Source organism: Microbulbifer sp. ABF4_107 (genome assembly GCF_056312215.1).
In genome coordinates this window covers 265,705-291,026 of record NZ_CM149983.1, presented here as the reverse complement: position 1 = coordinate 291,026, position 25,322 = coordinate 265,705, and the positions used below count along the sequence as shown (strand labels likewise).

At 57.0% G+C, this 25,322-nt stretch carries 36 protein-coding genes; 5 read left to right on the top strand and 31 right to left on the bottom strand.

Going from position 1 to position 25,322, the window contains the following annotated elements; all coding sequences use genetic code 11:
• Nucleotides 1–110 precede the first annotated feature (110 nt).
• The gene (locus tag ACYX4K_RS01045; protein WP_475090633.1) at nt 111–1,514 is read right to left on the bottom strand and encodes a mannose-1-phosphate guanylyltransferase/mannose-6-phosphate isomerase; all 1,404 of its coding nucleotides are present in this window, start codon (nt 1,512–1,514) and stop codon (nt 111–113) included.
• Between the two features lie 150 nt (nt 1,515–1,664).
• Between ACYX4K_RS01045 and uvrA the strand changes: the two genes are divergently transcribed.
• From uvrA to ACYX4K_RS01025, 4 genes are read left to right on the top strand one after another with little or no spacing between them, the layout of a single operon-like run.
• On the top strand, nt 1,665–4,490 hold the full coding sequence (gene uvrA / locus ACYX4K_RS01040) for an excinuclease ABC subunit UvrA (protein ID WP_475090634.1): 2,826 nt from the start codon (nt 1,665–1,667) through the stop codon (nt 4,488–4,490).
• Nucleotides 4,491–4,543: 53 nt separating this feature from the next.
• On the top strand, nt 4,544–5,296 hold the full coding sequence (gene pxpA, locus ACYX4K_RS01035) for a 5-oxoprolinase subunit PxpA (protein WP_475090636.1): 753 nt from the start codon (nt 4,544–4,546) through the stop codon (nt 5,294–5,296).
• Nucleotides 5,287–6,045, top strand: a complete 759-nt coding sequence (pxpB, locus tag ACYX4K_RS01030; protein ID WP_475090638.1) for a 5-oxoprolinase subunit PxpB — start codon at nt 5,287–5,289, stop codon at nt 6,043–6,045. Before pxpA ends, pxpB begins: the two co-directional genes overlap by 10 nt.
• On the top strand, nt 6,042–6,974 hold the full coding sequence (locus tag ACYX4K_RS01025; protein ID WP_475090640.1) for a 5-oxoprolinase subunit C family protein: 933 nt from the start codon (nt 6,042–6,044) through the stop codon (nt 6,972–6,974). Before pxpB ends, ACYX4K_RS01025 begins: the two co-directional genes overlap by 4 nt.
• 49 nt (nt 6,975–7,023) lie before the next feature.
• Here ACYX4K_RS01025 and ACYX4K_RS01020 read toward each other — a convergent pair whose 3' ends face one another.
• From ACYX4K_RS01020 to rpsJ, 29 genes are all read right to left on the bottom strand, one after another.
• On the bottom strand, nt 7,024–7,284 hold the full coding sequence (locus ACYX4K_RS01020; RefSeq protein WP_475090642.1) for a YeaC family protein: 261 nt from the start codon (nt 7,282–7,284) through the stop codon (nt 7,024–7,026).
• Nucleotides 7,285–7,403: 119 nt separating this feature from the next.
• Nucleotides 7,404–7,796 carry a 50S ribosomal protein L17 gene (gene rplQ / locus ACYX4K_RS01015; RefSeq protein ID WP_010133817.1) on the bottom strand — a complete coding sequence of 131 codons (393 nt, stop codon included), beginning with the start codon at nt 7,794–7,796 and terminating at the stop codon, nt 7,404–7,406.
• 123 nt (nt 7,797–7,919) lie between these two features.
• Entirely contained in the window at nt 7,920–8,924 is a 1,005-nt protein-coding gene (locus ACYX4K_RS01010) for a DNA-directed RNA polymerase subunit alpha (RefSeq protein WP_043320823.1), read from the bottom strand.
• 45 nt (nt 8,925–8,969) lie between these two features.
• Complete coding sequence (gene rpsD / locus ACYX4K_RS01005) at nt 8,970–9,590, bottom strand: 30S ribosomal protein S4 (RefSeq protein WP_043320821.1); 621 nt, start codon at nt 9,588–9,590, stop codon at nt 8,970–8,972.
• Nucleotides 9,591–9,605: 15 nt separating this feature from the next.
• Entirely contained in the window at nt 9,606–9,995 is a 390-nt protein-coding gene (gene rpsK, locus ACYX4K_RS01000; protein ID WP_043320820.1) for a 30S ribosomal protein S11, read from the bottom strand.
• Nucleotides 9,996–10,050: 55 nt separating this feature from the next.
• The gene (gene rpsM / locus ACYX4K_RS00995) at nt 10,051–10,407 is read right to left on the bottom strand and encodes a 30S ribosomal protein S13 (protein ID WP_299596269.1); all 357 of its coding nucleotides are present in this window, start codon (nt 10,405–10,407) and stop codon (nt 10,051–10,053) included.
• Nucleotides 10,408–10,805: 398 nt separating this feature from the next.
• The gene (gene rpmJ, locus ACYX4K_RS00990; protein ID WP_010133825.1) at nt 10,806–10,922 is read right to left on the bottom strand and encodes a 50S ribosomal protein L36; all 117 of its coding nucleotides are present in this window, start codon (nt 10,920–10,922) and stop codon (nt 10,806–10,808) included.
• 39 nt (nt 10,923–10,961) lie between these two features.
• Complete coding sequence (gene secY, locus ACYX4K_RS00985; protein WP_475090646.1) at nt 10,962–12,308, bottom strand: preprotein translocase subunit SecY; 1,347 nt, start codon at nt 12,306–12,308, stop codon at nt 10,962–10,964.
• A 12-nt stretch (nt 12,309–12,320) separates the two neighbouring features.
• On the bottom strand, nt 12,321–12,755 hold the full coding sequence (rplO, locus tag ACYX4K_RS00980; RefSeq protein WP_475090647.1) for a 50S ribosomal protein L15: 435 nt from the start codon (nt 12,753–12,755) through the stop codon (nt 12,321–12,323).
• Nucleotide 12,756: 1 nt separating this feature from the next.
• Complete coding sequence (gene rpmD, locus ACYX4K_RS00975) at nt 12,757–12,942, bottom strand: 50S ribosomal protein L30 (protein ID WP_010133829.1); 186 nt, start codon at nt 12,940–12,942, stop codon at nt 12,757–12,759.
• A 66-nt stretch (nt 12,943–13,008) separates the two neighbouring features.
• Nucleotides 13,009–13,518, bottom strand: a complete 510-nt coding sequence (gene rpsE / locus ACYX4K_RS00970; RefSeq protein WP_043320817.1) for a 30S ribosomal protein S5 — start codon at nt 13,516–13,518, stop codon at nt 13,009–13,011.
• 10 nt (nt 13,519–13,528) lie between these two features.
• The gene (gene rplR, locus ACYX4K_RS00965; protein ID WP_043320815.1) at nt 13,529–13,879 is read right to left on the bottom strand and encodes a 50S ribosomal protein L18; all 351 of its coding nucleotides are present in this window, start codon (nt 13,877–13,879) and stop codon (nt 13,529–13,531) included.
• Nucleotides 13,880–13,888: 9 nt separating this feature from the next.
• Nucleotides 13,889–14,422, bottom strand: coding sequence for a 50S ribosomal protein L6 (gene rplF, locus ACYX4K_RS00960; RefSeq protein ID WP_475090648.1), 534 nt, complete (start codon nt 14,420–14,422; stop codon nt 13,889–13,891).
• A gap of 12 nt (nt 14,423–14,434) precedes the next feature.
• Complete coding sequence (gene rpsH / locus ACYX4K_RS00955; protein ID WP_475090650.1) at nt 14,435–14,827, bottom strand: 30S ribosomal protein S8; 393 nt, start codon at nt 14,825–14,827, stop codon at nt 14,435–14,437.
• Between the two features lie 27 nt (nt 14,828–14,854).
• Nucleotides 14,855–15,160, bottom strand: a complete 306-nt coding sequence (gene rpsN / locus ACYX4K_RS00950; RefSeq protein WP_043320810.1) for a 30S ribosomal protein S14 — start codon at nt 15,158–15,160, stop codon at nt 14,855–14,857.
• Nucleotides 15,161–15,169: 9 nt separating this feature from the next.
• Nucleotides 15,170–15,709 carry a 50S ribosomal protein L5 gene (rplE, locus tag ACYX4K_RS00945; protein WP_475090652.1) on the bottom strand — a complete coding sequence of 180 codons (540 nt, stop codon included), beginning with the start codon at nt 15,707–15,709 and terminating at the stop codon, nt 15,170–15,172.
• A 14-nt stretch (nt 15,710–15,723) separates the two neighbouring features.
• A complete protein-coding gene (gene rplX, locus ACYX4K_RS00940; RefSeq protein ID WP_066967187.1) occupies nt 15,724–16,041 on the bottom strand; it encodes a 50S ribosomal protein L24 in 318 nt (105 codons plus the stop codon).
• Between the two features lie 20 nt (nt 16,042–16,061).
• A complete protein-coding gene (gene rplN / locus ACYX4K_RS00935; RefSeq protein WP_043320805.1) occupies nt 16,062–16,430 on the bottom strand; it encodes a 50S ribosomal protein L14 in 369 nt (122 codons plus the stop codon).
• Between the two features lie 49 nt (nt 16,431–16,479).
• Nucleotides 16,480–16,743, bottom strand: coding sequence for a 30S ribosomal protein S17 (gene rpsQ, locus ACYX4K_RS00930; protein ID WP_010133838.1), 264 nt, complete (start codon nt 16,741–16,743; stop codon nt 16,480–16,482).
• Nucleotides 16,744–16,745: 2 nt separating this feature from the next.
• Nucleotides 16,746–16,937, bottom strand: coding sequence for a 50S ribosomal protein L29 (gene rpmC / locus ACYX4K_RS00925; protein WP_043320803.1), 192 nt, complete (start codon nt 16,935–16,937; stop codon nt 16,746–16,748).
• On the bottom strand, nt 16,937–17,350 hold the full coding sequence (gene rplP, locus ACYX4K_RS00920; protein ID WP_010133841.1) for a 50S ribosomal protein L16: 414 nt from the start codon (nt 17,348–17,350) through the stop codon (nt 16,937–16,939). Before rplP ends, rpmC begins: the two co-directional genes overlap by 1 nt.
• 11 nt (nt 17,351–17,361) lie before the next feature.
• Complete coding sequence (rpsC, locus tag ACYX4K_RS00915; RefSeq protein WP_255875713.1) at nt 17,362–18,042, bottom strand: 30S ribosomal protein S3; 681 nt, start codon at nt 18,040–18,042, stop codon at nt 17,362–17,364.
• Between the two features lie 19 nt (nt 18,043–18,061).
• A complete protein-coding gene (rplV, locus tag ACYX4K_RS00910) occupies nt 18,062–18,394 on the bottom strand; it encodes a 50S ribosomal protein L22 (protein WP_078084422.1) in 333 nt (110 codons plus the stop codon).
• Nucleotides 18,395–18,409: 15 nt separating this feature from the next.
• Nucleotides 18,410–18,688, bottom strand: coding sequence for a 30S ribosomal protein S19 (gene rpsS / locus ACYX4K_RS00905; RefSeq protein ID WP_020411388.1), 279 nt, complete (start codon nt 18,686–18,688; stop codon nt 18,410–18,412).
• A gap of 56 nt (nt 18,689–18,744) precedes the next feature.
• Nucleotides 18,745–19,569 (bottom strand): 50S ribosomal protein L2, encoded by an 825-nt coding sequence (gene rplB, locus ACYX4K_RS00900; protein ID WP_475090653.1) that lies wholly within the window; start codon nt 19,567–19,569, stop codon nt 18,745–18,747.
• Nucleotides 19,570–19,583: 14 nt separating this feature from the next.
• Nucleotides 19,584–19,880, bottom strand: coding sequence for a 50S ribosomal protein L23 (gene rplW / locus ACYX4K_RS00895; protein WP_475090655.1), 297 nt, complete (start codon nt 19,878–19,880; stop codon nt 19,584–19,586).
• A complete protein-coding gene (gene rplD / locus ACYX4K_RS00890) occupies nt 19,877–20,491 on the bottom strand; it encodes a 50S ribosomal protein L4 (RefSeq protein ID WP_255875714.1) in 615 nt (204 codons plus the stop codon). Before rplD ends, rplW begins: the two co-directional genes overlap by 4 nt.
• A gap of 18 nt (nt 20,492–20,509) precedes the next feature.
• Nucleotides 20,510–21,145 carry a 50S ribosomal protein L3 gene (gene rplC, locus ACYX4K_RS00885; protein WP_475090656.1) on the bottom strand — a complete coding sequence of 212 codons (636 nt, stop codon included), beginning with the start codon at nt 21,143–21,145 and terminating at the stop codon, nt 20,510–20,512.
• Nucleotides 21,146–21,255: 110 nt separating this feature from the next.
• Entirely contained in the window at nt 21,256–21,567 is a 312-nt protein-coding gene (gene rpsJ / locus ACYX4K_RS00880; RefSeq protein WP_010133849.1) for a 30S ribosomal protein S10, read from the bottom strand.
• Nucleotides 21,568–21,965: 398 nt separating this feature from the next.
• Here rpsJ and ACYX4K_RS00875 point away from each other — a divergent pair, with 398 nt between their 5' ends.
• The gene (locus ACYX4K_RS00875) at nt 21,966–23,471 is read left to right on the top strand and encodes an alkaline phosphatase PhoX (RefSeq protein WP_475090657.1); all 1,506 of its coding nucleotides are present in this window, start codon (nt 21,966–21,968) and stop codon (nt 23,469–23,471) included.
• Between the two features lie 90 nt (nt 23,472–23,561).
• On the opposite strand, the gene ACYX4K_RS00870 is transcribed toward ACYX4K_RS00875, so the two are convergent.
• A complete protein-coding gene (locus tag ACYX4K_RS00870) occupies nt 23,562–25,235 on the bottom strand; it encodes a ShlB/FhaC/HecB family hemolysin secretion/activation protein (protein WP_475090658.1) in 1,674 nt (557 codons plus the stop codon).
• Nucleotides 25,236–25,322: the final 87 nt, after the last annotated feature.

Here is a 25,322-nt window from a genome sequence, read left to right as displayed (position 1 = left end):
AGATCCGGACACAGGGAATAACGGCGGGCATTGTACCAGTGCTGGCCGCGGGGAATGATCCCCCTGCGGCCAAACAGCAACATAGTTCAAAGCTATGGCGGGGCGGCCGTTCAGTCGCGCCCGTATTGATCCTCAAAGCGCACAATATCGTCTTCGCCGAGATAGCTGCCGGACTGGACCTCGATCAGTTCCAGGGGGATAGCTCCCGGGTTTTCCAGACGGTGCACCACCCCGAGAGGGATAAAGGTGGATTCGTTTTCGGTCAGCAGCAGCTGATCGTCGCCGCGGGTCACTTTTGCGGTGCCGCGCACCACGATCCAGTGCTCGGCGCGATGGTGATGCATCTGCAAGGACAATTGGCAGCCGGGTTTGACCACGATGCGCTTCACCTGGAAGCGGGGGCCGGCATCGATGGAGTCGTAATAACCCCAGGGACGGAACACCTTGCGGTGATTCTCTGCTTCCCTGCGCTCGCTGTGTTTAAGCTGCGCAACCAGTTTTTTGACGTCCTGTACCCGGCTCTTGTCCGCGACCATCAATGCATCGTCGGTATCCACCACCACCAGATCCCTGACGCCGAGCACACCGATCAGCCGGTCGCCGCCGTGTATCAGACAGCCGCTGGCATCTTCGGTCAGCACATCGCCCTGCAACAGGTTTCCGTATTCGTCCTTTTGCGCCAGCTCCCAAAGTGCCGACCAGGAGCCCACATCACTCCAGCCGGCATCCATGGGTACCACTGCGGCAGACTCGGTTTTCTCCATTACCGCATAGTCCACCGAGTCCGATGGACAGTGGGCGAACACCTTGGCATCCACCCGCGTGAAGTCCAGGTCGCGCACTGCACCGGCAATGGCGGCGCGGCAGCTTTCCAGAATTTCCGGCTGGAACTGAGCAAGCTCCTCAAGAAAACGGGACGCACGGAACAGGAACATACCGCTGTTCCAGTTGTAATCACCGCTGGCGAGATATTTTTCCGCGGTGGCAAGGTCCGGCTTTTCCACAAATTCGGCCACTTCCCATCCGCCCTCAAGGCGGCCGCCGCTACGGATATAGCCATACCCAGTCTCCGCAGAGGTGGGCACGATGCCAAAGGTCACCAGGCGACCGGACTCGGCAAGCGGGGTTGCCGCAGACACCGCCGCCTGAAAAGCGGTCTTGTCGGCGACCACATGATCCGCCGGTAACACCAGCAGCAGCGGATCCTGACCGCTTTCCAGCGACGCCAGCGCAGCCAGGGCAATGGCCGGCGCGGTATTGCGTGCACAGGGCTCCAGCAAAATCGACTGGGCGGCACGGCCCACTTCCTGCAGCTGCTCGGCGGCGGCAAAGCGGTGGGATTCGTTACACACCAGTATCGGCGCCTGCACCTCGGCCAGCCCCTCCAGCCTCAGGGCAGTGGCCTGCAGCATGGTCTCGCTACCGACCAGGGAAAGAAATTGTTTCGGGTAGGCCTCGCGGGAAAGCGGCCACAGGCGCGAACCGGTGCCACCACACAAAATAACGGGGATCATGATTGCCGTATCCACTGCAGAATTATTCACGTTCGGATGGCCGGGGATTTTGGCACAACGGCGCAGCACATTATACTTGACCGTTTGCTTCCGCCGGGTCCCGCCTAACCCGACGCGCGAGTCACACCAAATACCGAAACAGGAATCCGAGTGGACACGATTTACGTCAGGGGTGCCCGCACCCACAATCTGAAGAATATCGACCTGGATATTCCCCGCGACAAGCTTATTGTGATTACCGGCCTGTCCGGTTCTGGTAAGTCCTCACTCGCCTTTGACACCCTGTACGCCGAGGGCCAACGCCGTTATGTGGAGTCGCTCTCCACCTACGCGCGCCAGTTCCTGTCGATGATGGAAAAGCCGGATGTGGACACGGTAGAGGGTCTGTCTCCGGCCATCTCCATTGAGCAGAAGTCCACCTCCCACAACCCGCGCTCCACCGTGGGCACCATCACCGAGATTTACGATTACCTGCGCCTGCTGTTTGCCCGCGTCGGCGAGCCCCGCTGCCCGGATCACCACGTACCGCTCCAGGCCCAGACCATCAGCCAAATGGTGGACCATGTACTGGCGCTGCCGGAGGGCACCAAGGTGATGCTGCTGGCGCCGGTGGTACGCGACCGCAAAGGTGAACACCTGCATGTGTTCGAACAATTGCGGCGGGACGGATTCGTGCGCGCGCGCATCAATGGCACCGTGTGCGATCTCGACGACACACCCAAGCTGGACAAGCGCAAAAAACACACCCTCGAGGTGGTGGTGGACCGCTTCAAGGTCCGCGACGACCTGCAGCTGCGCCTGGCGGAATCCTTCGAGACCGCCCTGAACCTCACCGACGGTATCGCGTCCATCAGCTTTATGGACGGCGACCGCGATGATCACCTGTTCTCCGCACGCCACGCCTGCCCTGTATGTGATTACTCACTGGACGAACTGGAACCGCGCCTGTTTTCCTTTAACAACCCGGCCGGTGCCTGCCCCAGCTGTGACGGCCTCGGCGTCAACCAGTTCTTCGACGAGGACAAGGTGATCCTCGACCCCGAGAGCAGCATTTCAGAAGGCGCTATCCGCGGCTGGGACAGACGCAATATCTACTACTACCACATGCTCGACTCTCTCTCCGAGCATTACGGCTTCGACCTGGACAAACCGTGGAAAAAACTCGCCAAGAAATATCGCGCTGTGATCCTGCACGGCAGCGGCGACACCCCGATTGATTTCAGTTACGTCAACGACCGCGGCGATATCACCGTGCGTCGCCACACCTTCGAGGGCATCATTCCCAACTTCCAGCGCCGCTACCGGGATACCGAATCCCAGTCGGTGCGCGAGGAACTGGCCAAATACCTGAGCTCGCAGAAGTGCCCGGAATGCCACGGCACCCGCCTGCGGCGCGAAGCGCGCAACGTCTTTGTGGACAACCAAACACTGGCACAGATTACTGAGCTGCCGGTGGGCGATGCATTTGAGTACTTTGCCAACCAGCTCAAGTTCAAGGGCGCGCAGAAAGAAATCGCGGACAAGATTCTCAAGGAACTGCGCGACCGCTTCCGCTTCCTGGTGGATGTGGGACTGAATTACCTGACCCTCAACCGCAGCGCGGAAACCCTGTCCGGCGGTGAGGCCCAGCGCATCCGCCTGGCCAGCCAGATCGGCGCCGGCCTGGTGGGCGTAATGTATATTCTCGATGAGCCCTCCATCGGTCTGCACCAGCGGGACAACGAGCGTCTGCTGAATACCCTCACCCACCTGCGGGACATCGGCAACACCGTGATCGTGGTCGAGCACGACGAGGATGCCATCCGCGCGGCAGATTTTATTGTGGATATCGGCCCCGGTGCCGGTGTACACGGGGGCGAGGTGGTCGCCGCCGGTACCCACGACGAGATTGCTGCCTGTGAGCGCTCGCTGACCGGCCAATACCTTTCCGGCACCAAACAGATTGCGGTACCGAAAAAGCGCAACCCCGTCGGTGACGAATTTCTGCGCATCAAAGGCGCCACTGGTAACAACCTGAAAAATGTGGACCTGGAAATTCCGGTGGGCCTGTTCACCTGTATCACCGGCGTGTCCGGCTCCGGCAAATCCACCCTGATCAACACCACCCTGTATCCGCTGGCGGCCACCGCACTGAACAAGGCCACCACACTGAAAGCGTCACCGCACAAAGCGATCGAGGGACTGGATCATTTCGACAAGTGCGTGGACATCGACCAGAGCCCCATCGGCCGTACGCCGCGCTCGAACCCCGCCACCTACACGGGTATTTTCACTCCGATTCGCGAACTGTTTTCCGGCACCCAGGAAGCCCGCTCCCGCGGCTACAAGCCCGGCCGTTTCAGTTTCAACGTCAAAGGCGGCCGCTGCGAGGCCTGCCAGGGTGATGGCGTGATCAAGGTGGAAATGCACTTCCTGCCGGATATCTACGTGCCCTGCGATACCTGTAAAGGCAAACGCTACAACCGCGAGACGCTCGAGGTTCAGTACAAGGGCAAGAGCATCCACGAGGTGTTGGAGATGACAGTAGAGGACGCACGGGAATTCTTCGACCCGGTTCCCTCGATCGCCAAAAAACTGCAGACGCTGATGGACGTGGGCCTGTCCTATATCAAACTGGGCCAGGCTGCGACCACGCTGTCCGGTGGTGAGGCGCAACGGGTTAAGCTGTCCCGCGAGCTGTCGAAACGGGATACCGGGCAAACCCTGTATATTCTCGACGAACCTACCACCGGCCTGCACTTTGCCGATATTCAATTGCTGCTTGACGTACTGCACCGGCTGCGCGATCACGGCAACACCATTGTGGTGATCGAGCACAATCTGGATGTGGTTAAGACTGCTGATTGGATCGTAGACCTGGGCCCGGAGGGCGGATCCGGCGGTGGTGAAATCATTGCCACCGGTACACCGGAGCAGGTGGCGAAGGTAAAAGGTTCACATACAGGGCGCTTCCTGAAGCCCATGCTGAAAAAGTAGAACTACACCACACCACGACATCGGCACCACGACAACGGCACGGAACGCAAACTGTGAAAACCATAGACATCAATTGCGATCTTGGCGAGGGAGAAGACCAGCTGCATTGCGCGCGGGATGCGCGCATCATGCGGTATATCTCCCGCTGCAATATCGCCTGTGGTGGTCACGCCGGCAACGCCGAAACCATGCGGCTTTCACTGATCAATGCGCACAGACACCAGATCGCCGCCGGAGCGCACCCGGGCTATCCGGACAGGAAAAACTTCGGCCGCATCTCCCTGACGATGCCACGGCAGGCACTACTGGCTTCGGTACAGGAGCAGATTCAGGCGCTGCAAAGCCTGGCACTTCAGGAACAGTTTGCGCTTACCCATATCAAACTGCACGGCGCCCTGTATAACGACGCCGAAGCCGATGACACCCTCGCCGACGACCTTGTGCGCATGTTTAGCCGGGCTTTTCCCACGTTGAACATACTTGCCCTCGCCAATGCAGCCGTTGAACGGGCGGCGCGCAGACACGGTTACCCTGTGCTGCGTGAAGGTTTTATGGATCGCCGCTACCTGAACGACCATCAGCTGTCGCCCCGCAGCATGTCCGAAGCCGTTATCGAAGATTTTGATCAATGCCTCGGGCAGGTACTGGCGCTCACCGCGGGCACCACCTTTTCCTCGATCGATAAAAAGCCGCTGCGATTTACCGTCGATAGTATCTGCCTGCACGGGGATAACCCCCAGGCGGAATTGATTGCACAAAACCTCCAGCAGGCTCTGCAGCGCGCCGGGTACAGACTATGCCGTTAGCAAGGGGGTTTGAGGTACTACCAAATGGCGACGCGGCCTTCGATATCCGTTTTTCAGCCGAGCCCAGTGAACAGCTGAGTGAGACCATCATTGCCCTCGCCGAGGCTATCGAAACGGCCTCCCTGGATGCCGTCACCGAGCTGGTCCCAGCCTACCAATGTCTCACTGTATGCTTCGATCCGCTGCATGTGACAGAAACCACCAGATTGCTGGACGCGCTGATGTCGCTGACCCAAACGACGCTTGCACACCCGACGTCGATTTCCGGCACCCGCAAACTGATCCGCATTCCCGTGTGTTACGACGACGAATTCGCACCGGATTTGCCCGCACTGTGTGCGCAGTCCCGGCTGACCGCTTCGGAAATCGTCGCCCGTCACACTGCACCGCAATACCTGGTGCATATGCTCGGGTTCACCCCGGGGTTCCTTTACCTCGGCGGACTGGATACCTCGCTGCACAGCCCACGCAAGGCGCGACCGGCACTCAGTGTGCCAGCTGGCTCTGTGGGGATCGGTGGCAAGCAGACTGGTATTTACCCCCAGGCCACTCCCGGTGGCTGGCAGATTATCGGCCGCACGCCCCTGGCATTGTTTCGGCCAGATCAGGCGCAGCCGTTTATTGCCCGCCCCCTGGACCGAGTCAAATTTGTGCAGATAAGCATGCAAGAATTTGCGCAATTCGACCCGCATTCCGAGCCAGAAAAAATGCCACTCTGCGCGCTTTCCACAAGGGGAGTACAGCAGTGACCCTGCGCGTTTTGAAACCAGGCCTACAGACCACTGTTCAGGATGCGGGGCGCCCCGGCAACCTGCAATGGGGGGTGGCGCGAGGTGGCGCGGCGGATACTTTTGCCATGGCCCTGGCTAATCTGCTGCTCGCAAACCCGTTATCGCATCCCTGCCTTGAGGTCGCCCTTACCGGCCCGGAGCTGGAATTTACCTGCGAGCTATCCATCGTCATTTGCGGCGCAGAATTCGATCTCCTACACAACGGCACGCCGGTGGGCAACGACCAGGTACTTCAGATGCGCCCCGGCGACATCCTCCGCTTCGGCGCACTCCGATCGGGGGCCCGTGCGTATATTGCTCTGGCAGCAGAGCTTGCCATCGCCCCCCGTATGGGAAGCCTTTCCACAAATGTGATTGCCGGATTTGGCGGATTCGCGGGACGCGCGCTGCAAGCTGGCGATCAGCTGCCCCTGCGCAATTGCCGAATAGAAAAGACACACAGCCTTCCGGGTCCGTACCGCCTGGACTATGGGAGCCGACCGCTGCTACGCACTGTCGACGGTGTCGAGGCACACTACTTTTCAGAGGGCGCCCGGCAGCAACTGTGTGCGGGGAACTTTACCGTCTCCCCCCAGAGCAACCGCATGGGCATCCGCCTGAACGGCCAACCCCTACCCCAGGAGCGCGCGCCGCAGCAGGTGTCTTCCGCTTTGTGCCCAGGCACAATCCAGGTACCGCCGAATGGATTGCCCATTATCAGCTTTGTGGAAGGTCAGACGATCGGCGGCTACCCACGTATCGCACATGTCATCAGTGCCGACGTCCACCGGCTTGGTCAGTTGACGGCTGGAACACCGCTGAACCTGGAAACGATCGATGCAGAGGTAGCACGGCAGATCCAGCGCGAGAAAGCCAGTCTACTGATGAAATTACCTGACCTGCTGTAAGTCCCTACGCAGCGGGTACACCATGCCTCAGGCAAAAAATGAAGAGAGCCTAGGATTTCACCCAGGTGACCGTTTCCTCTACGTCTGACTTATCCGCACAAGGGGTCGCTTTGGGAGGCACATAACCAACTCGCTCGGTGGGTGCCGCGTGTTGCTGCTCCCAGTAGGCGATCGCCTCACCGCACAGTATTTTCTGTTCTGCAGTCAGCGCGACACCATTCGGCCACTTACCCAATTCGATGGCACGCTTGAGGCTGCCAACAATCTGCGGATTGAGCACTTTCAATAAATCATCGAGAGACTGGAACATCTGAGGCTAATCTCTTTTCAGAAAAACATGGGGCGGATAAAAGAAAAGCCGGTCAATGACCGGCTTTTCCATGTCCGGAAACCGCTGATGCGAGTTCCGAAAACCTAAAACAAAATGCTTTAGGCTTCTGCAGCTTCTGCAGTCTCGTCCGCAACCGGACGATCCACCAGCTCAACGTAGGCCATTGGAGCCTTGTCGCCAGCACGGAAACCGCATTTCAGAATGCGGATGTATCCGCCCGGGCGGGCTTCGTAACGGGGACCCAGTTCGTCGAACAGCTTGCGCACAGCATCCTTATCACGGATACGGGCGAAAGCCAGACGGCGGTTAGCAACACTGTCTTTCTTGGCCAGGGTGATCAGCGGCTCGGCAACGCGGCGCAGTTCTTTGGCTTTCGGCAGTGTGGTTTTGATCAGTTCGTGCTCTACCAGAGAAGCGGTCATGTTCTTGAACATGGCCTTGCGGTGAGAGCTGGTACGACTGAATTTACGGCCACTATAGCGATGACGCATAACTCAATTCCTCACGACTTCAATTGCTTTCTCAGCAAGTCGTCTGTGAGTGGTATCTGCTAACGACACACACCACTCGGGTTTCTCACATGGCGTGGGTGAATCACCCGCGCCACAAACGCTTTACAGGGGGCTCAGCTTGCTGTCGCCCTTGAGGCTGGCCGGCGGCCAGTTCTCGAGGCGCATGCCCAGGGACAGACCGCGGGAGGCCAGAACGTCCTTGATCTCGGTCAGGGACTTCTTACCCAGGTTCGGGGTCTTCAGCAGTTCTACTTCGGTACGCTGAATCAGGTCGCCGATGTAGTAGATGTTTTCTGCTTTCAGACAGTTTGCCGAACGTACGGTCAGCTCCAGGTCATCAACCGGGCGCAGCAGCACCGGATCAACTTCCTCTTCCTTGGCTTCTGGCGCTGCATCCTTCTCGCCTTCCAGGTCCACAAACACTGCCAGCTGTTGCTGCAGGATGGTGGCGGCACGACGGATGGCTTCTTCCGGATCCAGAGTACCGTTGGTCTCCAGGTCCAGAACGAGCTTGTCCAGGTCGGTGCGCTGTTCTACACGCGCGGATTCCACGCTGTAGGAAACACGGCGAACCGGGCCGAAAGAGGCGTCCAGTTGCAGACGGCCAATAGCGCGGGTCTCTTCTTCGTCTTCGCGACGCGCGTCGGCGGGCTGGTAGCCACGACCACGTGCGACGGTCAGACGCAGGTTGAGTTCCACGTCGCCAGTGATGTTGGCGATAACGTGCTCAGGGTTCACGATTTCAATGTCGTGGTCCACCTGAATATCGCCAGCGGTAACCGCGCCTGGGCCTTTCTTGCTCAGGCTCAGCACTGCCTGGTCCTTGCCGTGCATCACCACCGCAATTTCCTTCAGGTTGAGCAGGATTTCGATAACGTCTTCCTGCACACCCTCGATTGCGCTGTACTCGTGCTCAACACCGTCGATCTCAACTTCAGTGACGGCGCAGCCTGGCATGGAGGACAGCAGGATGCGGCGCAGTGCGTTGCCGAGAGTGTGGCCGAAACCACGCTCCAGCGGTTCCAGAACCACTTTGGCGTGGTTCTGGTTGTACTCGGTGACGTCAATACGACGAGGTGTCAAAAACTCGTTGACAGCAGTCTGCATAGCCATACCTGTATTACAGTTTTATTCCTTAAATGGAACAGAGCCTTACTTGGAGTAGAGTTCCACGATAAGGTTTTCATTGATCTCTGCCGGCAGATCCACGCGATCCGGAACACGCTTGAAGGTACCTTCGAGCTTGGTCGCGTTCACGTCTACCCACTCAACGTCACCGCGCTGTGCAGCGAGGGAAACGGAGTTCTGGATACGCATCTGCTTTTTGGACTTCTCACGAATGGAGATAACGTCGCCTTCTTTAACAGAGTAAGAAGGGATGTTTACGGTAGCGCCATTCACCAGAATCGCCTTGTGAGATACCAGCTGACGTGCTTCAGCACGAGTAGAGCCGAAGCCCATGCGGTAAACCACGTTGTCCAGGCGTTTTTCCAGAAGTTGCAGCAGGTTTTCACCGGTTGCACCTTTCAGACGCGCCGCTTCCTTATAGTAGTTGCGGAACTGCTTTTCCAGCACACCGTAGATACGACGTACTTTTTGTTTTTCACGCAGCTGAATACCGTAGTCGGACAGACGGCCGCGACCAGCGCCGTGAACACCCGGCTTGGTTTCTGCACGACACTTGGAGTCGTGCGGGCGAACGCCACTTTTCAGCTGAAGATCGGTACCTTCCCGACGGGAAAGCTTACATTTTGGTCCAATATAACGTGCCATTTCGTCAACCCCCTCTTACACGCGACGTTTCTTGGGCGGACGACAACCATTATGCGGGATCGGCGTCACGTCGGTGATGTTGGTGATCTTGTAGCCGCAGTTGTTCAGGGCGCGAACGGCAGATTCACGGCCAGGGCCGGGGCCCTTAACTTCGACATCAAGGTTTTTCAGGCCGTACTCTTGAGCGGCAGTACCTGCGCGCTCAGCGGCAACCTGGGCTGCGAAAGGGGTGCTCTTACGAGAACCGCGGAAACCGGAGCCACCAGCGGTAGCCCAGCTCAGAGTATTGCCCTGACGGTCAGTGATCGTCACGATCGTGTTGTTGAACGATGCGTGGATGTGGGCAACACCGTCGACAACGGTCTTTTTGACCTTTTTGCGAACAGTAGTTTTTGGCTTAGCCATACCTGTATCCTAAATCCTGTACTTGTGAAGACTTGCGCGACGCAGTAACAAAGAGTTACTTACGGATCGGCTTGCGCGGACCCTTACGGGTACGGGCGTTAGTCTTGGTGCGCTGACCGCGAAGCGGCAGGCTGCGACGGTGACGCAGACCGCGGAAGCAACCCAGGTCCATCAGACGTTTGATGTTCATGGAAACTTCACGACGCAGATCACCTTCAACGGTCAGTTTTGCAACTTCACCGCGGATGGTTTCGATCTGGTCTTCGGACAGATCACGAAGTTTGGTGGATTCAGCGATACCTACCGCTGCCAGAATAGACTTGGCCGTAGTGCGTCCGACACCAAAGATATGGGTCAGGGAGATCACGGCGTGCTTGTGGTCTGGTACGTTTACACCAGCAATACGTGCCATAGAGGCGTACTCCACGTATTGTGAACAGCGCAACTTGGTAATGGCGCAGCTCATTTCTCATTTCGGCGCTGACAGCGAATAAAAAGCCATCAACACCACCAAAAAGGCGCGCAAGAATAGCTTTTCATACACCAAATTGCAATAGCCCGCCTTCCCAGGGCCTGAACCCAAGGTAAAACGGACGACAGTCAACGCCCCCTTTTTTGAAACTTTCATACCACCCGAAGGTGACTTTCCAGTTTCGCCGCAGGCATATCGCTCTGCGGTGCGCCTTTTTACACGGGGCGGTGCAAAGAGGCAAATACTTTCACGATCAATTGGTGACCAGCCCTATCCCTGATATGGTCACCGGACTCACCGTCCCTGGTGAGTCGCGCTAATCGACGCCGGAGCGTCGATTAGCCCTGCCGCTGCTTGTGACGGGGCTCGGCGCTGCAGATAACCCGCAGAACACCTTTGCGACGTACGATTTTGCAGTTACGGCAGATCTTTTTAACAGAAGCGCGTACTTTCATGACCTTACCTCAATTCAATCCTGCTGCGACGGCTGCCGATCAACGGCGGCCGTAACCTTGCAGATTTGCCTTCTTCATCAACCCATCGTACTGGTGGGACAGCAGGTGCGACTGCACTTGCGCCATGAAGTCCATCACTACGACCACAACGATCAGCAGCGAGGTACCTCCCAGATAGAAAGGAATGTTCAGCCCAACTACCAGGAACTGCGGCAGCAGGGATACCAATGCGATGTAACAGGCACCCACCAGAGTCAGACGAGTCAGCACGCTGTCGATGTAACGAGCGGTCTGTTCGCCGGGGCGAATACCGGGCACATATGCACCGGATTTTTTCAGGTTATCTGCCACTTCATTCGGGTTGAACATCAACGCCGTATAGAAGAAGCAGAAGAAGCCGATCAGCAGTGCGAACAGGATAATGTTCAGCGGCTGACCCGGGCCCAACTGCAGCGCCATCCACTGCAGAATCTGTGCACCGATGCCCTCGCCGCCCTGGCCGAACCACTGCGCCAGAGTCGCAGGGAACAGCAGGATACTGCTGGCGAAGATCACCGGGATCACACCGGCCATGTTGACCTTCAGAGGCAGGTGGCTGGATTGAGCCGCCGGCGCCTGAGAGTAACGACCAGCCTGACGGCGGGCGTGGTTGATGGTGATGCGACGTTGGCCGCGTTCCATCACTACAACGAAGTAGACAACCGCCAGTGCAACAAAGCCGATGGCCAGCAGCATCAGGATGTGTAACTCACCCTGACGCGCCTGCTCGAAAGCCTGACCGATGGCACTGGGCAGACCCGCAACGATACCGGCAAAGATCAGCATGGAAATGCCGTTGCCGACGCCGCGCTCGGTGATCTGCTCACCCAGCCACATCATGAACACTGCACCGGTAACCAGTGACACTACGGCCACAAAGTAAAATCCGAATGCCGGTTCCGCGGAGTAAGCCAGGTTCTGACCGGCGAGACCAAAGGTCATACCGATACCCTGGATCAGGGCCAGCAAAACCGTCAGATAACGGGTGTACTGGTTGATCTTGCGCCGGCCTGCATCACCTTCCTTCTTCAACGCCTCCAGTGAAGGCGTTACCGCGGTCATCAACTGCATGATGATGGACGCGGAGATGTAAGGCATGATGCCGAGCGCCAGAATACTCATCCGCTCCAGTGCACCACCGGAGAACATGTTGAACAGACCAAGGATGGTTCCCTGGTTCTGGTTAAACAGGTTCGCCAGCTTTTCCGGATCAATACCGGGCACCGGAATATGGGTCCCTATGCGATAAACAAGAATCGCGAGAAACAGAAAACGAAGGCGAGCCCAAAGCTCGCCTAATCCCTTGCCGTTGCCCAGGGAGTTAACACCAGATCCTGGTCGTGCCATTGGGGCCTCGATTTAGTCTTCTACTTTTCCGCCAGCAGCTTCGATGGCCGCTTTAGCACCTTTGGTGACACCCAGACCTTTCACGGTAACCGCTTTGGTCAGTTCACCAGACAGGAACACTTTGGCGCGCTTAATGTGGTTGCCGATAATATCGGCATTCTTCAGCGCTGCCAAATCAATCGTGTCCCCTTTAACCTTGGCCAGCTCCGCCAGACGCACTTCCGCAACAAAGCGGCCGACGCGAGAGGAGAAACCGTACTTCGGCAGGCGCTTCTGCAAAGGCATCTGACCGCCTTCGAAGCCCGGACGAACACTACCGCCGGAACGGGATTTTTGACCTTTGTGGCCACGGCCACCGGTTTTACCCAGGCCGCTACCGATGCCGCGACCAACGCGCTTGGCGCTGTGCTTGTGACCCTCAGCGGGAGACAGTTCATTCAAACGCATGTTACGCCTCCTCTACTTTTACGAGGTAATTCACTTTGTTGATCATGCCGCGCACAGAGGGAGTGTCTTCCACTTCCACAGTGTGACCAATGCGGCGCAAACCCAGACCAGCAACACACGCCTGATGATTCTTCAGACGACCGTTGATGCTTTTGACCTGGGTTACTTTGATGGTCTTCTTAGCCATGACTCATTCACTCAAAGCAAGTTCAGAGTGGGTCGCAGCGATAGAGCGGCTGCGACCCAAACCGAATCAGTTCAGGATTTCTTCCACAGACTTGCCACGCTTGGCGGCAACGTCTTCCGGGCTGCTCATTTTGCCCAGAGCACTGAAGGTAGCGCGGACGACGTTTACCGGATTGGTAGAGCCGTAGCACTTTGCCAGTACGTTGTGGACGCCAGCCATTTCCAGTACGGAGCGCATGGCACCGCCGGCAATTACACCGGTACCCTGGGAAGCGGGCTGCATGTATACCTTGGAACCGCCGTGGCGACCGTTGGTAGCATACTGAAGGGTGTCACCGTTCAGGTCTACCTGGATCATGTTGCGACGTGCAGCTTCCATAGCTTTCTGGATGGCAACTGGCACTTCGCGCGCTTTACCACGACCAAAGCCAACGCGGCCATTGCCATCGCCAACTACGGTCAGAGCGGTGAACGCGAAGATACGACCACCTTTTACGGTTTTGGCAACACGGTTGACCTGGACCAGTTTCTCCTGGAGGCCTTCGTCGTTGCTCTTCTCGACTTTATCTCTAGCCATAACTCAACCCTTAGAATTTCAGACCGGCTTCACGGGCAGCGTCTGCCAGGGCCTTAACACGGCCATGGTATTTGAAGCCGCTACGATCGAAGGCTACCGTTTCTACACCAGCGGCTTTCGCACGCTCAGCGATCAGGGTACCAACAGCTGTAGCAGCGTCGACGTTACCGGTTTTGCTTTCACGCAGGTCCTTGTCCAGAGTAGAGGCAGTGGCCAATACCTTGTCGCCGTCGGCAGACAGGATCTGTGCGTAAATGTGGCGGGGAGTGCGGTTCACTGTCAGGCGAACGGCGCCCAGCTCACGGAACTTGGCGCGGGCACGACGTGCACGACGCAAGCGGGATTGCTTCTTAACGTTCATATCTATGCCTTACTTCTTCTTGGCCTCTTTGCGATACACGCGCTCATCGGCGTAACGGACACCCTTACCTTTGTAGGGCTCCGGCGGACGGAATGCGCGGATCTCTGCGGCCACTTGACCTAACAGCTGCTTATCGCTGCTCTTCAGTACAACTTCAGTCTGGCTCGGGGTTTCTGCGGTAACACCTTCCGGCAGGTCGTAATCTACCGGGTGGGAGAAGCCCAGAGTCAGGTTCACGGATTTACCAGATGCTTTCGCACGGTAACCTACACCGTTCAGCTGCAGTTTCTTTTCGAAACCCTGACTGACGCCGACCACCATATTGTTAACCAGCGCGCGGGTGGTGCCGGCGAGGGCACGTGCCTGCTTGGAACCGTTGCGTGCAGCAAAGGTCAGCTGGTTTTCTTCCTGCTTCACTTCCACGTCAGAGTGGATGTTGAAGTTCAGGTTACCATTACCACCTTTAACAGCGATGTCCTGACCTTTCAGGTCAACGGACACGCCAGCGGGGATACTTACGGGACTATTAGCTACTCGAGACATATTAACCCCCGCTTAGAATACGGTGCAGAGCACTTCGCCGCCGACACCAGCCTGACGGGCTGCGCGATCAGTCATCACACCACGAGAGGTGGAGACGATAGCGATGCCCAGGCCGCCGCGAACGGATGGCAATGCTTTTTTACCTGCGTAGTTACGCAGGCCTGGACGGGAAACCCGGTCCAGCTCAGCAATTACCGGCTTGCCCTGGAAGTATTTCAGTTCAATAGTCAGCTCAGGCTTGGCACCTTCGCCGACCGCTACGCCAGTAACGTAACCTTCGTCTTTCAGTACGTTGGCTACGGCTACTTTCAGTTTTGAAGAAGGCATAGAAACACTGCCCTTGCCGCGCGCCAAAGCGTTGCGGACGCGGGTCAGCATATCTGCCAACGGATCTTGCATACTCATTACTTAAGACTCCTCAAGTCTGCCGTTTTACCAGCTGGACTTAACCAGACCGGGGACATCACCACGCATAGCGGCTTCACGCAGTTTGTTACGGCACAGGCCGAACTTGCGGTATACAGCGTGGGGGCGACCAGTGATACGACAGCGACGTTGCTGACGTACCGGGCTTGCATCGCGCGGCAGTTGTTGCAGCTTGAGTTGAGCCTCCCAACGCTCCTCATCGGAAGCGTTGGCACTGGCGATGATCGCCTTCAGCTCTTGACGCTTTTCAGCGTACTTAGCTGCGGTTCGAGCGCGCTTGTTCTCACGCGCAATCATGGATTTCTTCGCCATGGAATCCTCTTAACCCTTGAAAGGGAAGTTGAATGCTTTCAGCAGTGCGCGACCTTGGTCGTCGTTAGCTGCTGTAGTAGTGATACAAATATCCAGACCGCGGATCTTGTCTACTTTGTCGTAGTCAATTTCCGGGAAGATGATTTGTTCGGTTACACCCATTGAGAAGTTACCACGACCGTCGAACTGCTTCGGGCTAATGCCACGGAAGTCGCGGATACGTGGGATCGCGATACCAATCAGTCGCTCCAGGAACTCATACATACGCTCACCGCGCAGAGTTACCTTGCAGCCGATCGGCCAGTCTTCACGGATTTTGAAGCCCGCGATTGACTTACGCGCTTTGGTCACAATAGGTTTTTGACCAGTAATAGCAGTCATGTCACTGACTGCGTGTTCCAGTACCTTCTTATCACCAATGGCTTCACCGACACCCATGTTGACGGTGATTTTGGTGATGCGCGGCACGGACATTACGTTCTCAAGTCCCAGCTCTTCTTTCAGCTTGGACGCGAGTTCTTTGGTGTAGAGCTCTTTAAGCCTTGCCATTTTTTCCACCTGACTTATGCGTCAACGGCTTCGCCGCTGGATTTGAAGACGCGGATCTTAGTGCCATCTTCCAGTACTTTGAAGCCTACCCGGTCAGCTTTTTGGGTATTCGGGTTGAAGATGGCAACGTTGGAAGCCTGGATAGCGGCTTCTTTTTCAACGATTCCACCGGCAACGCCCAGCTGGGGGTTCGGCTTCTGGTGTTTTTTGATCATCTGGACACCGGATACGATCAGACGGCCATCGTTCAACACCTTACGTACGGTGCCACGCTTGCCCTTGTCGCGACCGGCGATAACGATCACTTCATCGTCACGCTTGATCTTGCGCATTACTCTTCTCCGCTCGTGGCTTAGATAACTTCGGGAGCGAGGGAGATGATCTTCATGAACTTCTCACCGCGCAGCTCGCGAGTTACCGGGCCAAAAATACGGGTGCCAACCGGAGCATGGTTCTGGTTCAGCAACACCGCTGCGTTATCGTCGAATTTGATCAGGGAGCCGTCCGGGCGACGCACACCTTTCTTGGTGCGAACCACAACCGCGTTCATCACCTGACCTTTCTTCACTTTACCGCGGGGAATTGCTTCCTTAACGGTTACCTTGATGATGTCGCCAACGCCAGCGTAGCGACGGTGGGAGCCGCCCAGCACCTTGATGCACATGACACGGCGAGCCCCACTGTTATCAGCTACTTCTAAGTAGGATTCTGCTTGAATCATTGTTCCTCTCCGAAAACCTGTTTAGGTCTTCACAGTCAATGGGCCAGGATTAAACCTTCGCCGCACGCTCTACAATAGTCTGCAAGGACCAGGACTTGCTCTTGGACAGCGGACGAGATTCTTCAATGGTCACAACATCACCGATGCCGCACTCATTGTTTTCGTCGTGTGCCTTGAGCTTGGTGGACTTGCTCACGATTTTGCCGTAGATCGGGTGCTTAACACGGCGCTCGATCAAAACGGTGATGGTTTTATCCATCTTGTCACTCACGACCTTACCGGTCAGAGTACGCTTCAGTTTTGCTTCAGCCATGATTAATTACCTGCCTTCTCGGTCAACACAGTCTTAATGCGAGCAATGTCGCGACGAGTCTGCTTCAGCAGATGAGTCTGAGTCAGCTGACCAGTGGATTTCTGCATGCGCAGCTTGAACTGTGCTTCAAGTTGGCTCAGCAGTTCCTGGTTCAGCTCCTCAACTGACTTTGAGCGTAGATCTGCAGTCTTCATTACATCACCGAACGCTTAACGAAAGTTGTCTTTACAGGCAGCTTGGCTGCGGCGAGCTCGAAAGCTTCGCGAGCCAATTCTTCAGAAACGCCTTCCATTTCATAGAGGACCTTTCCTGGTTGAATCTGGGCAACCCAGTACTCAACGCCACCCTTACCTTTACCCATCCGAACCTCGAGAGGCTTGTTGGTGATGGGCTTGTCCGGAAACACACGAATCCAGATCTTACCGCCACGTTTAACGTGACGAGTCATTGCGCGACGAGCCGCTTCGATCTGACGCGCAGTAATGCGTCCACGACCGATGGCCTTAAGGCCGAACTCGCCAAAGCTCACTTTAGAGCCGCGCTGCGAAAGACCGCGGTTGCGACCCTTCTGTACCTTGCGGAATTTTGTACGCTTCGGTTGTAGCATCTGCGCACCCCTTACTTAGCAGCTTTCTTGCGAGTCTTCGCTGGCTTCTCTTCGGGGATTTCGTCACCGATGACTTCGCCTTTGAAGATCCAAACTTTCACACCGATGATGCCGTAGGTAGTGCTGGCTTCATAAGTGCCGTAGTCGATGTTGGCACGCAGAGTGTGCAGCGGCACACGGCCTTCACGGTACCATTCGGTACGGGCAATCTCGGCACCGCCAAGACGACCACCAACCTGAATCTTGATACCTTCAGCGCCCTGGCGCATAGCGTTCTGTACGGCGCGCTTCATAGCACGACGGAACATAACGCGACGCTCCAGCTGCTGAGCAACGTTCTGGGCAACCAGGGTTGCGTCCAGATCAGGCTTGCGCACTTCTTCGATGTCGATGTGCACAGGCACACCCATCTGCTTGCTCACCTCGTTGCGCAGACGCTCTACGTCTTCACCTTTCTTACCGATCACGATGCCCGGACGCGCAGTGTGAATGGTCACACGAGCGGTGTTGGCCGGACGTTCGATCTCGATGCGGCTCACGGAAGCGTGGGCCAGTTTTTTGCGAATGAATTCGCGAACTTTCAGATCCGTGTACAGCTTGTCTGCGTACTCGTCGCTGCCGGCATACCAAACAGAGGTATGCTTTTTAACGATACCCAGACGAATGCCGGTAGGATGTACTTTTTGTCCCATGGTTTTCTCGCCTGCTCTCTTATTTCTCGGCTACTTTCACAGTAATGTGACAAGTACGCTTAAGAATACGATCGGCACGACCCTTGGCACGCGGCTTAATGCGCTTCATGGTCATACCCTCATCCACGAAGATGGTGGAAACCTTCAGCTCGTCAACGTCAGCACCGTCGTTGTGCTCAGCGTTGGCGATTGCAGATTCCAGAACCTTCTTGACGATCGCAGCACCTTTCTTGTGACTGAAAGCCAGGATGTCCAGGGCTTCCTCGACACCTTTGCCGCGAATCTGATCAGCTACCAGACGCGCTTTCTGTGCCGACAGACGAGCACCGCGTAATTTTGCTTGTACTTCCATCTCTATAACCTCGGCTTAGCGCTTCTTCGCTTTCTTGTCCGCGGCGTGGCCACGGTAAGTGCGGGTAGCAGCGAATTCACCCAGCTTGTGGCCAACCATTTCTTCGTTGACCAGTACCGGTACGTGTTGACGACCGTTGTGAACAGCAATCGTCAGGCCCACCATTTCCGGCATAATCATGGAACGGCGGGACCAGGTTTTAATCGGCCGGCGATCATTGGCTTCGATCGCTGCCTCCACCTTTTTGATCAGATGCAGATCAATAAAGGGACCTTTCTTTAATGAGCGTGGCACTTTAGATTCCTCTTTAGATGCTCACACATCGTGCGCGACTAACTCTCTATTGAGAATTACTTGCCGCGACGACGTACAATCATGTTGTCGGTGCGCTTGTTCTTACGCGTTTTCTTACCCTTGGTCGGAACACCCCAAGGCGTCACAGGGTGACGGCCACCGGAGGTACGACCTTCACCACCGCCGTGCGGGTGGTCTACCGGGTTCATCGCCACACCGCGAACGGTAGGACGAACACCACGCCAGCGCTTGGCACCAGCCTTACCCAGTTTGCGCAGGCTGTGCTCAGAGTTGCTCACTTCACCCAGGGTGGCGCGGCACTCAGACAACACTTTACGCATTTCGCCAGAGCGCAGACGGATAGTCGCGTACTGACCTTCACGGGCAACCAGCTGAACAGAGGCACCGGCAGAGCGGGCCAGCTGAGCACCTTTACCAGGCTTCAGCTCGATAGCGTGAATCACGGAACCAACCGGGATGTTGCGCAGCGGCAGGGTGTTACCTACAGCGATAGGCGCAGCGTCGCCAGACTGGATCTTGGCACCGGCCTTCAGGCCTTTCGGTGCAATGATGTAACGACGCTCACCGTCGGCATAGCACACCAGAGCGATATGCGCGGTACGGTTAGGATCGTATTCCAGACGCTCAACGGTGGCCGGAATGCCATCCTTATTGCGCTTGAAATCCACCATACGGTAGTGATGCTTGTGACCACCACCGATGTGACGGGTGGTAATGCGACCGTTGTTGTTACGGCCACCGGTCTTGGATTTCTTCTCAACCAGCGGAGCGTAAGGCGCACCTTTGTGCAGGTCGGAATTAACAACCTTGACCAGGTGACGACGGCCGGCAGAGGTCGGTTTTGTTTTTACAATAGCCATTGCAAATTTCCCCTTTACTCAGCGGCTTCGAAGTTGATGTCGCTGCCTTCGGCCAGACGAACGTAGGCTTTTTTCCAATCATTGCGCACGCCCATGCCGTAGCGGGTGCGCTTGGTCTTGCCTTTAACGTTTACGGTGCGAACTTGTTCAACAGTTACGTTGAACAGCTTTTCTACCGCAGCTTTTACTTCAGCCTTGGTGGCATCGGTGGTCACCTTGAACACTACCTGGTTGGCGGCATCCGCCAGCACAGCAGCTTTCTCGGAAATTACCGGACCCAGCAATACTTTGTAGATTCGCTCTTGGTTCATCCCAGCACCTCATCAATTTTCTTCAGTGCAGAAACGGTAACCACGACCTTGTCAAAACGAATCAGGCTTACCGGATCGATACCCTGTACGTCGCGAACGTCGATCTTGTGCAGGTTGCGCGCGGCCAGGTAGAGGTTTTCATTTACCTCTTCGGTCACGATCAACGCTTCAGACAGATCGAACTGTGCCAGCTTGGTTACCAGCTGCTTGGTCTTCGGCGCTTCAACGTCGAAGGACTCAACCACAACCAGGCGCTCCTGACGAGCCAGCTCGGAGAGAATGCAGCGCAGTGCAGCGCGGTACATTTTCTTGTTCAGCTTAACACTGTGATCACGCGGCTCAGCGGCGAAGGTTACGCCACCAGAACGCCACAGCGGGCTGCGGATAGTACCGGCACGAGCACGGCCAGTACCTTTTTGACGCCACGGCTTTTTGCCGCCGCCGGAAACCGCAGCGCGGTTTTTCTGAGCCTTGGTGCCCTGACGAGCGCCAGCCATATAGGCGACGACTGCCTGGTGTACCAGGTCCTGATTGAATTCACGACCGAAAGCCACTTCAGAGACTGCAACAGTGCCTTTAGCGCCTTCGGGAGTTGCGATATTCAGTTCCATATCTATTTCCCCTCAGACTTAGGCTTTAACTGCCGGACGAACGATAACGTTACCGCCAGGTGCGCCAGGTACGGCACCCTTGACCAGCAGCAAGTTGCGCTCGGCGTCCACACGAACTACTTCCAGGTTTTGCGTGGTAACACGCTCGGCACCCATGTGACCGGCCATCTTCTTGCCTTTCCACACGCGGCCAGGAGTCTGGCACTGACCGATAGAACCGGGAGCGCGGTGAGACAGAGAGTTACCGTGAGTAGCGTCTTGGGTACGGAAGTTCCAGCGCTTAACGCCGCCTTGGAAACCTTTACCTTTGGAAGTACCGGTTACGTCAATCTTCTGACCGGCTTCAAAGCCAGATACAGTGATTTCAGAACCGATGTCGAAGGACTCTTCAGAACCGTCAGTGCGCAGTTCGTAAAGAGCAGTGCCAGCCTCAGTATTGGCTTTGGCGAAGTGGCCCGCTTCGGGCTTGGAGACACGGGAAGCCTTACGAGCACCCACAGTCACTTGAACTGCGGAGTAGCCATCAGTTTCCACGGTTTTCACCTGGGTGACGCGATTCGGAGCTACCTCGATAACAGTTACCGGGATAGAAGCGCCATCTTCAGTGAAGATGCGAGTCATGCCGCTCTTGCGGCCGACAATACCTATAGTCATCTTTTCAACCTCTCAGTGCACGGGGCTTTAACCCACTGCGGCCGCCCAATTTCAGAGCGTTACACTACCCAGACCTTTTTCGCCTGGGATTCGGTAGTTAATTTGAAGTGTTAGCCGAGACTAATCTGAACCTCTACACCGGCCGCCAGATCGAGCTTCATCAGCGCGTCAACGGTTTTCTCGGTAGGCTCTACGATGTCTAGCAAACGCTTGTGAGTACGGATTTCGTACTGGTCACGCGCGTCCTTGTTGACGTGCGGAGAAATCAGTACGGTGTACTTCTCTTTGCGAGTCGGCAGCGGGATGGGACCGCGTACTTGTGCGCCAGTGCGCTTGGCCGTCTCTACGATCTCCTGAGTAGACGCGTCGATCAGCTTGTGATCGAACGCCTTCAGGCGAATTCGGATGCGTTGACCCTGCATGGAATCAAACTCCAGTTGTAAATCTAAAGAACGTCCTTTTACGCAGCCCCGAGGGCGGGCGAAAAGGAGCGCGAAGTCTACGGGTGAATTTTTGGCCTGTCAACCAGTTATCCGGATAGTTTCCAGTGGTGCCCTATCGCTCGCGAGCCAGCGCCCTCCGGCTTTTCCGTATCTATATATAAAGAAACAAGCACGGACATAACCAAACAGTCAGTCGCGCTCCCTGGGGCGCCTGTATCCCCTTGATCCTATGATCCCTTGCCCTATTCCTCTCCGGTCGCAAAAGCTTCACACGACGCCCCGCTGGCGGTCACAGACGTCTCGCAGCCTGCACCGCGAGGACCACCTCGAACCACCAACACACAATCTCAACAGGCGTAACAAATAAGGAAGATCGTATGGAGACTTTCGACCCAAATGAAATGGCGGAGCTGCAAGCAGACAACCAGGCTCGCAAAGAAACCAACACCCTCAGCCGACGGGGCTTTGTTCGCAGCAGCCTTATCGGCGGCGCAGCCAGTCTCGCCTTTGGCGCCCTCTCCGCGGAGGCGCGCAACCACCACGATCGCGGGCGCGGAGAGCGCGAACGCTACCGCAAGCCACACTCCCCCGATTACGGCCCGCTGAAGCCTGCGACCTGTCAGTCGACAGGGCTCACCCTGCTGGCCCTGCCAGTCGGCTTCGAGTATCTGTCATTCGGCTGGACCGGACAGTTGATGGACGACGGACGGCCCACCCCCACGGATCATGACGGAATGGCCGTTTGCGGTCGCCGGGGCCGCACCATTGCCATGGTCCGCAACCATGAACTGTCTGCGGGTGAAAGCAATCAATGCCTGGTCGATGGTGGCATGTATAACCCGGCCGAATATGGCGGTACCACCACTCCCGAGTTTGACCTGGTGCGCGGTCAGTTCACCCACAGCTATACCAGTCTCGGCGGCACAATCCGCAATTGTTCCGGCGGCCCGACCCCGTGGGACTCCTGGATTTCCTGTGAAGAGACCTTCCACACCTGGCGCCCCGACGGATACAACCACGGCTACATCTTCGATGTCCCCGCATTCGGCATCAGTAACGGTCAACCCATCCGCGCGGCCGGGCGCTTCTCCCACGAAGCCGTCGCCGTGGATCCCCGTACCGGTATCGTGTACGAAACCGAAGACGCGGGCAGCAGCGCCTTCTATAAGTACGTGCAGCCCGGCGCAGGACACCGTAACTGGCGCAGCCGCCACCGCCGCGGTGAAGGACTACGCGACGGCGGAGCCCTGTACGCCCTGGTGGCCAAGAATGCTCCCTCCAAAAATTTCCGCGGCGGGTTCACCCTCGGCGACACTTTTGATGTGACCTGGGAGCTGGTGACAGACCCGGAAGGCATCCACGGCCGCGCTTTTGATTCGGCCCCCAACGCAGCCATTTTTTCCCGCGGCGAGGGCTGCTGGGAGGACAGCGGCAATATTTACTTCGTATCCACCGACGGCGGTACCGCCGGACTCGGGCAGGTGTGGATGTACAGCCCGCGCCGGGAGACCCTCACGCTGGCTTATGAATCGACCGATGCATCGGATGTGGACGGCCCGGACAATATCGCCATCAGCCCCCGGGGCGGCATTATTCTGTGTGAAGATGGGCGCTCGGACCCCAAGCGGCTGATCGGCCTCAGCCGCGGTGGTGAGACCTTTCCTTTTGCAGAGAACCGTATTCAGCTGGCAGACGGCGACCTGGACAAAATCGATGCAATTTATCCCGGCACCCGGGAGCACTTCCACGACAGTCACACCGGCGATTTCCGTTCACGGGAATGGGCCGGCGCCACCTTTTATGGTGACTGGCTGTTTGCCAATGTGCAGTCCCCCGGCGTGACCTTTGCTATTCGCGGCCCATGGCATAAAGGCGCGCTGTAACGAGCCATGCACCTCCGGTGCTGTACCATAAACGCAAAAGCCGCAGCGTACTCGCTGCGGCTTTTTTCGTCCTGGTGCTTTTAAAGAGCGTTAGTAACGAATACTGACCCGGGCATAGAACACCGCAGTGTCCTGCTCGGGAATGGCCTCTTTGGAGGGCTCCGCGTAGTTCATGGACAGAGACCAGAGACGCCCGGACAGGGCGAGGCCAACCCCTACAGCACCCAGCGCAGTTTTCACATGAATATCTTCCGCGCCGTCCTGGCGGCGATCCAGGGATTTGGTTTCACCGTAGTCGTAAAACAGATACGGCTCGACGGTCACATCCCAGGGGCGCCAGCCGTCGTAATGGATTTCTGTCTGCCCATACCAGCCGCGGTCACCACTCACCGCGCTGGGGAGATACCCGCGGACACTGGCAGGACCGCCGAGCGAAAACGACAGGGAACCGGGTAGCTGAGCATCGTCACTGAATTGCCAGGCGGAAATGAACAATCCATAGAAACCGCTGTTACCCGCCCGAACGTAGCCGGTTAGGCTGCCGTTATACAAGGTTTCCTCGGTACTCTGGCGCGCATCGCCCACATCGGATTTATCATTAAAGTCGGTATAGGCGAGCATCTGGCGACCGGTAACCTGCCAGTTTCTCCCCACCCAGTTCAGGTCGGCACCCAGCTGCCCCTGCAGAATCGCGTCATCACTGAACACCACACCGGCAATCTCGGTAGTCGAGCGGGTGTAGCCTGCCGCTCCCAGCAGGTTCAGCCACACACGCTCGCCAGACCAGGCGAGCCAGGAGGACTCCAGACCCAGGCGGTGAGAATCACCCTGAACATTCGAAGTGGCAAAATCGCCTTCGGTCAAATCCGTGCGTGTCACGGATGCACTGCCGCCGAGGCGCCAGCGGGATCCAGCCATTGGGCGGTTGTAACTCAGGCTGAGAGACTGGGCGCCCTCACTGCCAGACAGGTAGGCGATTGAGCGGTCACCGTCGCTCAGCAAATTCTGACGACGGTACATAAATCCGAGGGACTCGCGACCGGAGCTCTGGTAGCCATAGTTGTCTGCGAACGTTTGAAAAAATCCGCGCTCCGGCTCCTGAACGGTCACCACAATATCGGTCAATCCGAAGGACTCTCCCCGGCGCAGCTCGGCGCGGATGCGCTCATCGTGAACCCGGTTAAACTCGAGGATATCCGCCTGCAGGCGCGGCATATCGACGGTTTCCTGCCCCTGGTGCCGGGCCATCCACTGGGAAAGGAACGCCTCAGAGGTATATTCGTTGCCCTCGAATCGAATTTGTCCGAGTTTGCCTTCGATTAACCGGATCACGACCACACCTTCGCGTACTTCCTGCTGCGGCAAGACCGCAACCGCGGTGTAAACCCCAGCCTCGCGATAGGTACGGTTTACCGCCTCAACAATTTCCATCAGCTGGCTATGCGCCACCTGCTGCCCCAGGTATGGCAATACGATGTCCCGGAGTTGTTGCTCACTCAGCAACTCAGACGCACTGAAGCGCACACTGCGCAACTCAAATACCGGGCCTTCCAGATCAGCAGGGTCTCCCTCCACCTCAATTTCATTGATCGGCGCCGGCGCAAGCTGCATCGGGCGATCCATAAACTGCTGCTCGCGGCGGCGTAGCTCCGTCGCCTGAGCGCCGGCATCCGCACCCGGGATATAGGCAGGGACAGCGCCCTCATCCTGAGCCCGTGCGCCAGCTGCCACCACGGTGAGTGCAGCCACCGTTACCAGGGCCATTCCCCCCCGACAAAACTGCGCTATTCGATTTGCGATTCTGTTTACCACCCCAATCACCACTTTTATCAGTGACCAGCCCCTGCACCA

What these genes read in the sequence shown, in the direction of transcription:
- rplQ (WP_010133817.1), bottom strand. Translation starts at nt 7,796, where the DNA reads ATGCGTCATCGCTATAGTGGCCGTAAATTCAGTCGTACCAGCTCTCAC.
- rplW (WP_475090655.1), bottom strand. Translation starts at nt 19,880, where the DNA reads ATGAACCAAGAGCGAATCTACAAAGTATTGCTGGGTCCGGTAATTTCC.
- rpsK (WP_043320820.1), bottom strand. Translation starts at nt 9,995, where the DNA reads ATGGCTAAGCCAAAAACTACTGTTCGCAAAAAGGTCAAAAAGACCGTT.
- rplC (WP_475090656.1), bottom strand. Translation starts at nt 21,145, where the DNA reads ATGACTATAGGTATTGTCGGCCGCAAGAGCGGCATGACTCGCATCTTC.
- rplB (WP_475090653.1), bottom strand. Translation starts at nt 19,569, where the DNA reads ATGGCTATTGTAAAAACAAAACCGACCTCTGCCGGCCGTCGTCACCTG.
- rpmC (WP_043320803.1), bottom strand. Translation starts at nt 16,937, where the DNA reads ATGAAGACTGCAGATCTACGCTCAAAGTCAGTTGAGGAGCTGAACCAG.
- rpsC (WP_255875713.1), bottom strand. Translation starts at nt 18,042, where the DNA reads ATGGGACAAAAAGTACATCCTACCGGCATTCGTCTGGGTATCGTTAAA.
- rplP (WP_010133841.1), bottom strand. Translation starts at nt 17,350, where the DNA reads ATGCTACAACCGAAGCGTACAAAATTCCGCAAGGTACAGAAGGGTCGC.
- ACYX4K_RS00875 (WP_475090657.1), top strand. Translation starts at nt 21,966, where the DNA reads ATGGAGACTTTCGACCCAAATGAAATGGCGGAGCTGCAAGCAGACAAC.
- rpsN (WP_043320810.1), bottom strand. Translation starts at nt 15,160, where the DNA reads ATGGCGAAGAAATCCATGATTGCGCGTGAGAACAAGCGCGCTCGAACC.
- rpsE (WP_043320817.1), bottom strand. Translation starts at nt 13,518, where the DNA reads ATGGCTAGAGATAAAGTCGAGAAGAGCAACGACGAAGGCCTCCAGGAG.
- rplN (WP_043320805.1), bottom strand. Translation starts at nt 16,430, where the DNA reads ATGATTCAAGCAGAATCCTACTTAGAAGTAGCTGATAACAGTGGGGCT.
- secY (WP_475090646.1), bottom strand. Translation starts at nt 12,308, where the DNA reads ATGGCACGACCAGGATCTGGTGTTAACTCCCTGGGCAACGGCAAGGGA.
- ACYX4K_RS00870 (WP_475090658.1), bottom strand. Translation starts at nt 25,235, where the DNA reads ATGGCCCTGGTAACGGTGGCTGCACTCACCGTGGTGGCAGCTGGCGCA.
- rplX (WP_066967187.1), bottom strand. Translation starts at nt 16,041, where the DNA reads ATGCGCAAGATCAAGCGTGACGATGAAGTGATCGTTATCGCCGGTCGC.
- rplD (WP_255875714.1), bottom strand. Translation starts at nt 20,491, where the DNA reads ATGGAACTGAATATCGCAACTCCCGAAGGCGCTAAAGGCACTGTTGCA.
- rpsM (WP_299596269.1), bottom strand. Translation starts at nt 10,407, where the DNA reads ATGGCACGTATTGCTGGTGTAAACGTACCAGACCACAAGCACGCCGTG.
- rplO (WP_475090647.1), bottom strand. Translation starts at nt 12,755, where the DNA reads ATGCGTTTGAATGAACTGTCTCCCGCTGAGGGTCACAAGCACAGCGCC.
- rpsQ (WP_010133838.1), bottom strand. Translation starts at nt 16,743, where the DNA reads ATGGCTGAAGCAAAACTGAAGCGTACTCTGACCGGTAAGGTCGTGAGT.
- rpmJ (WP_010133825.1), bottom strand. Translation starts at nt 10,922, where the DNA reads ATGAAAGTACGCGCTTCTGTTAAAAAGATCTGCCGTAACTGCAAAATC.
- rpmD (WP_010133829.1), bottom strand. Translation starts at nt 12,942, where the DNA reads ATGGCTAAGAAGACCATCAAAGTAACCCAGGTCAAAAGCATCAACGGT.
- rpsH (WP_475090650.1), bottom strand. Translation starts at nt 14,827, where the DNA reads ATGAGTATGCAAGATCCGTTGGCAGATATGCTGACCCGCGTCCGCAAC.
- rpsJ (WP_010133849.1), bottom strand. Translation starts at nt 21,567, where the DNA reads ATGCAGGGTCAACGCATCCGAATTCGCCTGAAGGCGTTCGATCACAAG.
- ACYX4K_RS01010 (WP_043320823.1), bottom strand. Translation starts at nt 8,924, where the DNA reads ATGCAGACTGCTGTCAACGAGTTTTTGACACCTCGTCGTATTGACGTC.
- rplF (WP_475090648.1), bottom strand. Translation starts at nt 14,422, where the DNA reads ATGTCTCGAGTAGCTAATAGTCCCGTAAGTATCCCCGCTGGCGTGTCC.
- rpsD (WP_043320821.1), bottom strand. Translation starts at nt 9,590, where the DNA reads ATGGCACGTTATATTGGACCAAAATGTAAGCTTTCCCGTCGGGAAGGT.
- rplE (WP_475090652.1), bottom strand. Translation starts at nt 15,709, where the DNA reads ATGGCAAGGCTTAAAGAGCTCTACACCAAAGAACTCGCGTCCAAGCTG.
- pxpB (WP_475090638.1), top strand. Translation starts at nt 5,287, where the DNA reads ATGCCGTTAGCAAGGGGGTTTGAGGTACTACCAAATGGCGACGCGGCC.
- ACYX4K_RS01045 (WP_475090633.1), bottom strand. Translation starts at nt 1,514, where the DNA reads ATGATCCCCGTTATTTTGTGTGGTGGCACCGGTTCGCGCCTGTGGCCG.
- ACYX4K_RS01020 (WP_475090642.1), bottom strand. Translation starts at nt 7,284, where the DNA reads ATGTTCCAGTCTCTCGATGATTTATTGAAAGTGCTCAATCCGCAGATT.
- rplR (WP_043320815.1), bottom strand. Translation starts at nt 13,879, where the DNA reads ATGAACGTTAAGAAGCAATCCCGCTTGCGTCGTGCACGTCGTGCCCGC.
- rplV (WP_078084422.1), bottom strand. Translation starts at nt 18,394, where the DNA reads ATGGAAGTACAAGCAAAATTACGCGGTGCTCGTCTGTCGGCACAGAAA.